The following is a 10,556-nucleotide window of genomic DNA, read 5'->3' as shown; positions in this document are numbered from 1 at the left end:
GGTTTGAGGAAATCATGTTATGTTGACTATTTTGGGCTTTTTAAAGCTACTCTAACTAATAATGTAAAGTTTTGTATCGATATTCAACATTTCTGGTTCAAGAGCAATCAATTTCAATAGAAACAATAGCAAAAAGATTAGATGTAGATGAATATGAAATCAAGGTAACTTTAGACAAGTGGCGAGAATTTTTACATTTATAATCAATAGGAGCAGAAATCCATTATAGTGTTTATCATGCTAGTTTTCGTGATTGGTTGAGGCAACAAATTGAGTCTAAATTTTGAGTTTTGCATGGTACTAACTCTTTTTTTATAGAGAAAATTTAGGGTAAAAGCAAGCAATATCTTATTAATCAGTAGGAGTAACAAGGAATTATGCCTAAATATGTACTTTGGGGAAGTTACTGCGAAGACGTTCTCGAAAAACGTACCCCCCACCGTCAAGCTCATTTAGACGGATTAGCAAAACAGAAAGAATCCGGTGCACTGATTACCATTGGCCCCACCAAGGATGTCACAAAAGTTTTTGGCATTTACGAAGCCGAAGACGAAGCCACTGTGCGCCAGTTAATTGAAAACGATCCTTACTGGAAAAATGGTATTTGGACTGAATATTCAGTCAAAGAATGGATTCAGGCTTTTTAAATTAAGTTTGGGGCATTGGGCATGGGAGAATTAGCATCAACGTTGAACCTTTAAGCATCAACGTTTAGCTTCTGAGCATCAACGTTGAGCCTCTGAACATGAAATTTCCAGTTTTAACTCTCATTGATCTCTCCCATGCCCCATTCCCAATTTATGAAAATTTGGCAAGTTGATTTTTATCGTCGTCCTTCACAAGATGCGTCTGGACAAATTTTATGGGAGTTGTTGATTTGTGACACAACTCGCAGCTTTCAATATGAAGCCACCTGTCTCCAGTCAGCAGCAAATTCTAATTGGGTTGCGACTCAACTTGAGCTAGCTGCTGGTGAAAAACTGCCAGATGTAATTCAGGTATTTCGTCCGCAGTCTCTAAGCTTAATTGAGGCGGCTGGACGCGATTTAAGTATTAATGTCGAACCTACCCGCCACACCTTGGCGTTAAAGCAGTGGTTAGAAGAAAAGCAATATCCCTTAACGTTGGATAAACCACCCCCAACACCATTACCAGAAAACCTCTGGGGAGAACAATGGCGTTTTGCGACTCTAGCTGCTAGTGATGTAGAAACGAGATTTAGCGATCGCCCCATTCCCATTTTGCACATCCCAGAACATTTCAAACCAATCAATTTGGGTTTAGCATCAACAATCCCTGTTCCTGGTGTCGTAATTTATGGTGGACGGCAATCAATGCGCCTAGCACGGTGGTTGCAGCAAGCCCGTCCTGTAAGCTTGAACTACATTTCTGGCGCACCAGATGGCTTAATATTAGAAGCTAGCTTAGTGGATAGGTGGATTGTTGCCACATTTGAAGATCCAGAAGTTACAACAGCAGCCCAAGCATTTGAACAACGCAAGCAGCAAAGCCGAGGTTTGCATTTTTTGTTAGTTCAACCCGATGATTCTGGTATGACTTATAGCGGCTTTTGGTTATTGCGGGCAGAAAATTGATATTAATTGCCAAAAATATTTGTCTGCTTAATTTTTATAGCTAAAGAAATCGACTAAAGCGATGTCTGACTACAAGGAAATATGTGTCTACGCTTTACTAGTTATATTTAAATATCGGTAGATAACAGGTGAACAATCTCATCTACAATTTCTTCTGGACTCTCAAGCTTGACTAGAAATCGATTAAAACCAGCATTCAAAGCCTTATAGCTTGAGACTTCCCGTGTATAAGAAGTGATAGCGATCGCCGGCAGCTCTCTTATAGATGGACAAGAATGCACTCGAATTTGCTCAATTAACCAATTTCCATCACGATCGGGCAACTTCATGTTGCACAGCAAAATATCAGGATGAAGCGATTCGACCAAATCAAGGGCTGTTTCTGCATCGCTTAAAATCATTACCTCTGCACCTGCTGCTTCCAAAATAAAGGTGAGCAAATCTGCAATTTCTGGCTCATCTTCTACCAGTAAGATAGTGGTTCCAATAAGTTGCTGGAGCGAATTTAACTCAGTTTCTTGATTGATTTTCTGATCCGTTGCCATGCCGTCCTTTTATTGCCTGCTATAGTTTGCTATTTCTATTGCAACGCATGGAGCGGAATAAGTATTCACCCTAAATACACAAACTTGGGGTGAAAAGCCTTATCAATATGAAGAAGTTAATTCACTGATCAATATTGACCGCCCTGTTAGGTGAGCGATCGCCCTAATCAACTCATCTATGTCCACAGGCTTTAATAACCATTGGTCAAACCTTGCTTGCAACTTTGAAAATCGAGCTTCTAACTTTCCAAGTCCTGTAACTGCAATAACGGGAGTGGATTTGTCAAGCCTATCTTCAATTTGCCTGATCTGACGTAGCAGCGAATAACCATCTTCACCAGGCATGGCAATGTCACTAAGTACTAAATCTGGGCGAAGTTCGACAAACGTTGCTAAGGCTTGATGTACTGTGAAAGTTGAATGAACTTCAATTCCATAAAACTCAAGCAAACAAGTCATCCAGGTACAAGAATCGAGGTCATCATCGACCACTAGTACTCGCAATCCTTCCAGCGTAGAAGTGTTGGGAATGGGCATACCAGGAGCCTTACTCTAAGTGAATGTCACAGTATCTAATGAGAATTTAAGAATTAGTGCATTTTTCATAGAAAAATAAGATTTCCATAATTTTACTTAACATTATGCAACGCAATTCTCATAATTTAGCGGCTCGAACAGATGGCGTAGGAATCTAGAGGGATATACGATATGGTTTCTATAAGTAAAGTGTTGTTTTCCGTGATAGTTAAAGTCCAAAGCTTTGCAGTCGTAAATTACTAAGTATTTTGCTGACCCTGATTTAATGATAAAAAACTTAAAATAACTTTTATATCTTTAAATTTCTTAATATTTGCTCTAATATTTTTAGGTTTTGGCGATAACATTGTTTATCAAAACACAATTCAGGAGTTAGTCGTCAGAATAAAGCCATGAATTCTGTATTCTGGATTCTGAATTCTTTTTCAACCTAAAATATGGCATGGTTGCTTGTAAGTAGTATAATTAGTGACGTTACTTGCCAGGACTAGATTCGGGTAGTGTATGTAGGTTATCTGCACGATCAATAAAAACAAAAGAATCTATGCGTGAGATTAGGCCTTGGACTACTACCTTAGTAGTCACAGTATCTATTATTGCAACTTCAATAGGCGTCTACAATCTTGAATTGTTTTTAAACACTGTCTGTTTGATAAATACTATGCCTGCTATCAGTAAACATTGTAAGCCATTGCGCTAACTGGGTGTTTGATAACAGGTGTGCCTTTAAGCCGTGCCAAGTTGCTAAACAGTAGAATTTTGTGAATGATCTGACTAAAATTTTTTAGTCATAGGTAATTGGAGAAAAGCTATTACCCATTACCCATGACTCATTACCGAGGTTCAGCTTGAGTTGAGACTGTTAATACTTGCGGTGGTGTAGCATCCGGGGGATAGAGAAAATCTACTTCTACTAAAGAGCGATCGCCTGGTTTCATCTTTAATAAAACTAACGGTTCTCCTAGTTGACCTCTCTTTTGCACTAAATGCACAAACTCAGTTTGTGGCTGATTTAGCTCATTTTTGTAACGTACCCGTACCGTTCCTCGGAAGAATACTTGAGGATCTGGTGTACTTAGAAAGCGTAACCCTGGTTTGACTAACCGATCTTCCTTGAGTGGTGTTTGTATCGACACACTAACAGTTTGAGGACTTTGAGTATTGTTGTATAGCGGCAACTTGAGATTATATTGAATTCCATAGTTGCCATAAGCGCGATATGCGGTGTCAGGATAGCGCACTAGCATAGGCGCACTTTGAATTTGACCAGTTCCTAATGTACCGCCATGCAGGGTATTTAAAGCGTAGGAAAACACTTGACCAGGCTGGGGAATAGTTAGATACCTAGCTTTAGAATTATCTACTAATAAGGCTCTCCATCGTGAACCACCAACTACTCCCGCAACTCGTCCATAAATTCTTGGCTTGCCAGTTTCTTCTAAGGGAGTAGGAGTTTTATCTCGTGGCCCAGCCAAATCGCCATTATCTAGTAGATTCTGCCATTCTTCTAAAGTAGGCGATCGCTCACTGCCATCAGGATTCTCCCGTGCAAACATCGCTAGGCTAGCTGCATAGACAGTACCATCACTTTGCAGTCGGATCAATGTAGACCGTCCATTCAGGGGTGGTGTCAATCCTTGCACAGGAATTGGTAAATTGAGTAACATCCGACTTTGCTTTGGTGGAATCTCAATTTGGGCAGGGAAAATCTCTTGTCGCACTCCCCTAAGTACATCAGACATGACGCGATCGCCTGGCCCGGCAAAAACTTTACCTAAAAGATTTTGGCTAAAAGATGGTAACTGAATAAATGGTGCATCCGGTTGACTTAAATAACTCGCCGCCTGCAAAATATTTACCTTCACTGGTTCCGAACCAGGGTTATGCAAAATTATCCCTAGATAGAGCGATGTCTCCGACGGGCTACGCCTACGCAAATTCTCTGGTGGTTCAGCTTTTGCAACATGATGGGCAAAAATATCAAGAATCCCCATCAAATTTTCTTGATTGAGAACCGGAACGTGGACAAAAATACAACGTGCTGTAAGTTTATTTTGGCTTAGGTAGTCCAACACTGAATAGTAAAGACCCTCTCTTCGAGACGCTACGCGAACGCAGACAAATTTCCCACAGTCGTGGCTAATTTCAATTGCCGCTGCTCCCGCCACTAATTTTTCTAAATCAACTTCTGTCTGTAAAACAATTTCTTTGCAGCTAGCACCTGCTTCTACACTTAATTGTGTACGACTTGCAGCCATGCCACAACAGATGATGTAATCAGGTTGGATTGCCTTGATTTTTTCCATTACCTGAGTACTGGCAAGTTGCACATCTACAGGTAACTGACGTAAAAAAGTTAAGTCATGCTGTATCAGATCGAGTTTGGTAACTTCAAGTAATAAATCATCAGAAGAATTTGACTGTTGATCTTTTAGCCAAATATCAAAAGAAGTTAATAGAATTCTTTTCTTCATAACAAATATTATTTAGAATAGAAAAACCCTCCATAATAAATTTACAAGGAGCAGGTAAATGCCAGTGATTGCGGTCGTAGACTACGAGATGGGAAATTTGCACTCAGTCTGCAAAGGCTTGGAAAAAGCTGGAGCAACTCCTAATGTTACTTATTCTCCAAAAGAATTAGAGCGGGCAGATGCAATAGTCCTACCGGGAGTAGGAGCATTTGATCCAGCAGTGCAACACCTGCGATCGCGTGGTTTAGAACAACCTATTAAAGAAGCGATCGCATCTGGTAAACCTTTTTTAGGAATTTGTTTAGGATTGCAAATTCTCTTTGAATCAAGTGCAGAAGGTACTCAACCAGGACTAGGAATTATCCAAGGAAAAGTGCGGCGGTTTCGTCTTGAACCTGACATCACTATTCCTCACATGGGTTGGAATCAACTGGAAATCACTCAACCAAAAAGTATTTTGTGGGAGCATTTACCGTCCGATCCTTGGGTGTATTTTGTCCATTCCTACTATGTTGACCCAATAGACCCGCTAATCCGTGCAGCAACTATCACTCACGGTACTCAAACCGTGACAGCCGCGATCGCTCACGAAAACCTCATGGCAGTCCAATTTCACCCCGAAAAATCCTCTAATATCGGATTGCAAATACTGTCTAATTTTGTTGCTCAAGTCCGCGAAAAAATTCCTGCCTAATTATTTTGTCATTTGTCATTTGTCCTTTGTCATTTGTTAATAAATGAAAATGACCATCGACCTTGAATTAATGCCAAAGCCCTATTTGGCCCATGCTCCATGTTTAATGAATAATGAGCCTGAGAATTTACGGCAATCGCCAGCTAAAAACTTTACCAGGAAAAGAAACTAGACCGACTAGTGCGCGAGTAAGAGAGGCAGTTTTTAATATTTGGCAGGGAGAAATTGTAGGTTGTCGCTGGCTAGATTTATGCGCTGGTACTGGTTCAATGGGCGCAGAGGCTTTGTGTAGAGGAGCCAGCCTAGTAGTGGGAATTGAACAATCGAGCCGAGCCTGTGCCACCATCCAACAAAATTGGCAGCAAGTAGCTAATGCCGACCAAGAATTTCGAGTATTGCGGGGAGATATTACGCACCAGTTAAAGACTTTATCAGGTAAGCAATTCGATAGAATCTACTTCGATCCACCTTATGTCAGTGGATTGTACCAGCCAGTATTAGAAGCGATCGCTCATTATCAACTTTTAGATGCTAGCGGTGAAATCGCAGTTGAACACGCTTTACAAAGTTGGATACAGCCAGAGATTCCCGCTTGGGAAATTTGCCGCCAAAAAGTTTACGGCAACACATCACTTACTTTCTACAGAATTATGGAATGAAAAGAATGGGGAGTGGAGAAGAAAATTGCTTCCTTGTCCTCCTTGTCCCCTTGCCTCATTCCACTCAGCACTCAGCTCAACACTAAGCACTGGACATTCCCTCATCCTCCCAGCTGATTGGGGCGCTTGTATTGCTTATATGCAGCGTAAAAAAGTCCGGCGAGAGTGACGAAAACTAGACCAAGGACAATACCTGATAGCAGGGGTTCAACCACTGTAAATCTCCTCTTTGTAATTATTAAATATTCATTGTCTATTTTTGATTTTACCAAATTTCGTATGAATCCTGCGCCCTACAGCCTTTTTGGAGGGCGAATGCCCACAAGAAAATAGTCTTCTGTGCTTGCAGACACAATCAAGAACTTTTAAGCTATGTGTAGGAAATGAAAACTTTTTAGCACACCTAGACTTTTACAGCAAACCTTTTGGATAACCAGATTACCAAACCTGAAATTTTGATTCAGCGGATCGTTTTATTGACGCTAGCTATACTGCTAGGAGTCCCTTTAGGCTTTTTTGGTGTTCAGTTAGTTCAAGCCTCTGATCCATACGTCAAGAGTGTTCTATCCCTAACAGGAAACCCAGTTCAAGGACACGCGATATTTCAAATTAACTGTGCTGGTTGTCATGGCTTAGAAGCAGATGGGCGAGTGGGGCCCAGTTTGCAAGCTGTTTCAAAGCACAAGTCTCGGTATGGGCTGATTCACCAAGTGATTAGTGGCGAAACACCACCAATGCCAAAATTCCAACCTAGTGCTCAAGAAATGGCGGATCTTTTGAACTATTTAGAGTCATTGTAGACCTAAGAATTTTTGGTTGTAGGATACATAAATACCCTTGTGTGAAAAGTCCTCAAAAATATGTACGTTTTTATACTTTTTTTAAGTATACCCCTTAGATGCTCCATAGCGTTCGCGCAGCATCTTGTAGAGAAGTTTTAGAAACATAGGAGCGTCGCCCTCAGCACATCATACCTGCTTGCTCTACTTGAGATAATTCTAAACGCTTAGATGCGAGACACTGGGCGTAGCTTGCTTTCCCGTAGGGGTACGCGGACTCACTAAAGTCCTTGGCGTTTACCCTTATCTACTAAACGCTCTTTCGAGGTTGGGAAAAGAGCCGCGACACTAATACCACTGTGCCTCTACAGAATAATAGAAACCGCAAAACACTCTAGCTGAGTCTGATAAACTTGTCTTCTAAAGTCGTAGTGGCGAGAACTGTCTTTTGTCTTTATCTTCACATCTGCTAGTATTTGCGTAGAATCTTTGATAAAAACTCATATAAACTGTATATTTTTAAGTATGTTAGCAAGTAACTATTTAATTATTGCGAAAGTGAGGTTAGTATATCTAACTCTGTAGAATTAAGGTAAAAGTTCCTAAACACTAGGCTAAGGTACAGCTTCTTTAACAGACTAGATATTTTTGAGATGACCGAAAGCTAATGACTGAAGCGATCCAAATCGGTAATCGTACAATTACAGCTAGTGAACTGATTTCTTTACTGGCAAGTTACCAAATGCTGCCACAGTTGCAGCGGGAATTAATCATTGATGAGGCGATAGAGCAAAACTCACGCTCCGCCAAGGTAGTAATAGAGTGTACCCCTGAAGAAGTAGCCCAAGCTAAACAGCAGTTTTACGCTGAAAAACAGTTTAAAAATGAAGAAGACATCCAGGCTTGGATGGCACATCAAGGGCTGACTCCCGATCAACTAGAAGTTATTACGACTCGTAAGCTGAAAATTGAAAAATTCAAGCAAGCCACTTGGGGTAATAAACTGGAATCTTACTTTTTTCAGTCCAAGACAAAACTGGACAAAGTAATTTATTCCTTACTGCGAACCCAGGATGTGGGAATTGCCCAAGAACTCTACTTCAGGATTCAGGCAAAAGAAAACTCTTTTGCTGATTTGGCGCGGGAATACTCACTCGGACCGGAAGCCCAAACTGGTGGCTTGGTAGGCCCGATTGAACTGAATGCACTACATCCGATAATGGTGCAAATGCTCTCTAGCAGTCAACCAGGTCAGATATTGCCTCCTACCCGTATCGCTGAATGGTTTGTGATTTTGCGGTTAGAAAAATTTATTCCAGCACAACTGGATGAATTTATGAAAATGCGCCTATTGAATGAACTTTTTCAAAACTGGCTACAAGAACAGCAAAAGCAAATCATGTCTGCACCAAAAGGGGAAGAGGATACGTGATCGGCAGGCGATAAACCTTTAACCTAAGTATGAGACTCACGTACCATACTTGGCTTCAAAACTGAAGTCAGCGATCAGTCTGTTATAGCAACCGCCAGGTTGGTTAGGACGCTAAACTTAGGACATGCTCCATAGCTTCTGGCAGTGTTTCAAAATACTCTAATTGTTTGCGAATGCGGCTTTTTAGCCACGACCAGCATTTTTCAATCCGATTTAAGTCTGGTGAATAGGGTGGTAAGTACCACACCTCACAGCCTACAGCCCGAACCAGTTGCTCAATGCGTCCGCCTTTATGAAAGGTGGCATTGTCAATCACCAGTTTCTGTCCTGGTCTAAGAGTGGGAATCAAGCACGTTTCTTTCCCTCGTTTCAAATACCTCTCGATTGCAAGCTCCTTCAATCGTGAAGGGTGCTAGCAACTGTTGCTCACAAAGTGCAGCAATCATGTTGACTCGACCTTTTCTGCGACCGGACTTCAGGTCATGAAAGCGCTCTCCTCGAAGACTGTAACCATAACCATAGTCGTCTCGATGATCCATACCTGACTCATCCGCGTAAACAATCTGTTCATTGTTAAGGGTGGCTAGCTGTTCGACAAAGGCTTGGCGTAATTGTTCATCTCTTTGACGGTAGCCGTAGGTCTTTTTTTTCGCGAAAACCCAATCTTCTTCAAGGCACGTGATATTGTGCGTTAGCGTAGCTCGCCGTAGGCATCGCTAATCTCTCCATCCCACAACTGAGCCATCTCCACCTGGGTTTTGTCGCCATAGGTTTCGGCAAAGGCTCGAAACTTCTCCCAGTCAGCGATCTTGTTATTCTTGCTCCGATGCTCACTTACTTTGGCTCGGAAGTCCCCCGTCTGAGCTTTACGTTGCAACCATAAATTAATGGTGTTGCGGCTAATGTTAAAATGTTCGCTGGCTTCACAGCGCTTCATGCCATTGAGTTCGATCGCCTCAATAACTTTTTGGCGCAGGTCGTAGCTGTAGGGTTTGGGCATCACAGAAATAAAACGCAAAAGTGGAAGGGCTTTTCTATTCTATGTCCTAACCTTGATGGCGGCTGCTATATATCATCTCCGGCAAATTACCCATAATTAAGCCGCGATTTCCAGCCACCAGTGAAAATGGGTTAAACCATGTACAAAATCAGTCTGGTCAATAATTTGACGACAACGTTGAATTAAAACTTCTTCAACCTCATCAAGACTTTCAAAACTCAGATTCGCAATTGGTTCATTCGTGAGTGTCCACAAACGCTCAGCTGATTGTAATTCGGGAGAATGAGAAGGTAAAAACTCTTCTGTAAGCCTTGTGGAATTTTGACTTTAGCGCTTTTGTGCCACCCTGCTTGATCAACAACCAAAACTGCCTGTTTTTTCTCACCAATACCAAAATGTTGCGCGAAATCTGCAAGTACTTTGTTAAATAATTAAATATTTAAATAAGGCAGTATCCACGCCTTTTGTCTGACCTGAGTGTGAATGGACAAAACCATAAAGCCACAGCCATTTAAAACGCCTGTTGACATTTGCACTTGGTACAGTCTAACGATAGCACTTTGGAAGAATTATGCAGATAAATGGAGTTAAAAAGTCAGGTAAAAATAAGTCGTTCCGGAATGGGTAAAATAACTGATAACCGCTATATTTTCAAGGCAGGTCTAATTTTTCAATACTAAATTCATTATCAAAACAAAAAAGCCCCAAGCTTATTTCATCGCTTGGGGCTAATAGTTTGTATAATCAAACCTGGCATCGAGCTATTTTTGCGTAGGGCAACCCCTAAACTATCGTGGCCGCAGCAGCGTTTCACCTCTGAGTTCGGGAAGGGTTCAGTGTG

General features: G+C 41.4%; 11 protein-coding genes, 1 rRNA gene and 1 pseudogene. 6 read left to right on the top strand and 7 right to left on the bottom strand.

The annotated features are described in order from the left end of the window. Nucleotides 1-377: 377 nt before the first annotated feature. A complete protein-coding gene (locus V7K56_RS27910) occupies nucleotides 378-647 on the top strand; it encodes a YciI family protein (RefSeq protein ID WP_334915788.1) in 270 nt (89 codons plus the stop codon). A 153-nt stretch (nucleotides 648-800) separates the two neighbouring features. Further along, entirely contained in the window at nucleotides 801-1,595 is a 795-nt protein-coding gene (locus V7K56_RS27905; RefSeq protein WP_334915786.1) for a Tab2/Atab2 family RNA-binding protein, read from the top strand. Nucleotides 1,596-1,702: 107 nt separating this feature from the next. On the opposite strand, the gene V7K56_RS27900 is transcribed toward V7K56_RS27905, so the two are convergent. The 3 genes from V7K56_RS27900 to V7K56_RS27890 form a co-directional block, all read right to left on the bottom strand. Beyond that, nucleotides 1,703-2,140, bottom strand: a complete 438-nt coding sequence (locus V7K56_RS27900) for a response regulator (protein WP_334915784.1) — start codon at nucleotides 2,138-2,140, stop codon at nucleotides 1,703-1,705. Between the two features lie 102 nt (nucleotides 2,141-2,242). Then, the gene (locus tag V7K56_RS27895; RefSeq protein ID WP_334915782.1) at nucleotides 2,243-2,677 is read right to left on the bottom strand and encodes a response regulator; all 435 of its coding nucleotides are present in this window, start codon (nucleotides 2,675-2,677) and stop codon (nucleotides 2,243-2,245) included. 833 nt (nucleotides 2,678-3,510) lie between these two features. Beyond that, on the bottom strand, nucleotides 3,511-5,151 hold the full coding sequence (locus tag V7K56_RS27890) for a DUF3370 family protein (RefSeq protein ID WP_334915780.1): 1,641 nt from the start codon (nucleotides 5,149-5,151) through the stop codon (nucleotides 3,511-3,513). Between the two features lie 58 nt (nucleotides 5,152-5,209). On the opposite strand from V7K56_RS27890, the gene hisH reads away from it, so the two are divergent. Together hisH and rsmD are read left to right on the top strand one after the other, a co-directional pair. After that, complete coding sequence (gene hisH, locus V7K56_RS27885) at nucleotides 5,210-5,845, top strand: imidazole glycerol phosphate synthase subunit HisH (RefSeq protein WP_334915778.1); 636 nt, start codon at nucleotides 5,210-5,212, stop codon at nucleotides 5,843-5,845. A gap of 113 nt (nucleotides 5,846-5,958) precedes the next feature. Continuing rightward, a complete protein-coding gene (gene rsmD, locus V7K56_RS27880) occupies nucleotides 5,959-6,504 on the top strand; it encodes a 16S rRNA (guanine(966)-N(2))-methyltransferase RsmD (RefSeq protein ID WP_334915776.1) in 546 nt (181 codons plus the stop codon). 101 nt (nucleotides 6,505-6,605) lie between these two features. Here rsmD and petG read toward each other — a convergent pair whose 3' ends face one another. Next, entirely contained in the window at nucleotides 6,606-6,719 is a 114-nt protein-coding gene (gene petG, locus V7K56_RS27875; protein WP_063721252.1) for a cytochrome b6-f complex subunit V, read from the bottom strand. A 210-nt stretch (nucleotides 6,720-6,929) separates the two neighbouring features. On the opposite strand from petG, the gene V7K56_RS27870 reads away from it, so the two are divergent. Continuing rightward, on the top strand, nucleotides 6,930-7,304 hold the full coding sequence (locus V7K56_RS27870) for a c-type cytochrome (protein ID WP_094352507.1): 375 nt from the start codon (nucleotides 6,930-6,932) through the stop codon (nucleotides 7,302-7,304). Between the two features lie 646 nt (nucleotides 7,305-7,950). Continuing rightward, nucleotides 7,951-8,715 carry a peptidylprolyl isomerase gene (locus V7K56_RS27865; protein ID WP_334915773.1) on the top strand — a complete coding sequence of 255 codons (765 nt, stop codon included), beginning with the start codon at nucleotides 7,951-7,953 and terminating at the stop codon, nucleotides 8,713-8,715. A 103-nt stretch (nucleotides 8,716-8,818) separates the two neighbouring features. On the opposite strand, the pseudogene V7K56_RS27860 reads toward V7K56_RS27865, so the two are convergent. The 3 genes and pseudogenes from V7K56_RS27860 to rrf form a co-directional block, all read right to left on the bottom strand. Beyond that, nucleotides 8,819-9,715 (bottom strand): annotated as a pseudogene (locus V7K56_RS27860) (IS630 family transposase). Between the two features lie 96 nt (nucleotides 9,716-9,811). Then, nucleotides 9,812-9,970 (bottom strand): hypothetical protein, encoded by a 159-nt coding sequence (locus V7K56_RS27855; RefSeq protein WP_334915771.1) that lies wholly within the window; start codon nucleotides 9,968-9,970, stop codon nucleotides 9,812-9,814. Between the two features lie 493 nt (nucleotides 9,971-10,463). After that, nucleotides 10,464-10,556: ribosomal RNA gene (gene rrf / locus V7K56_RS37280) — 5S ribosomal RNA — on the bottom strand; the annotation flags it as partial.

The organism is Nostoc sp., from assembly GCF_036917535.1.
GTDB lineage: Bacteria > Cyanobacteriota > Cyanobacteriia > Cyanobacteriales > Nostocaceae > Nostoc.
The sequence above is the reverse complement of the archived record's forward strand: the minus strand, read 5'-3'. Positions and strand labels throughout refer to the sequence as shown.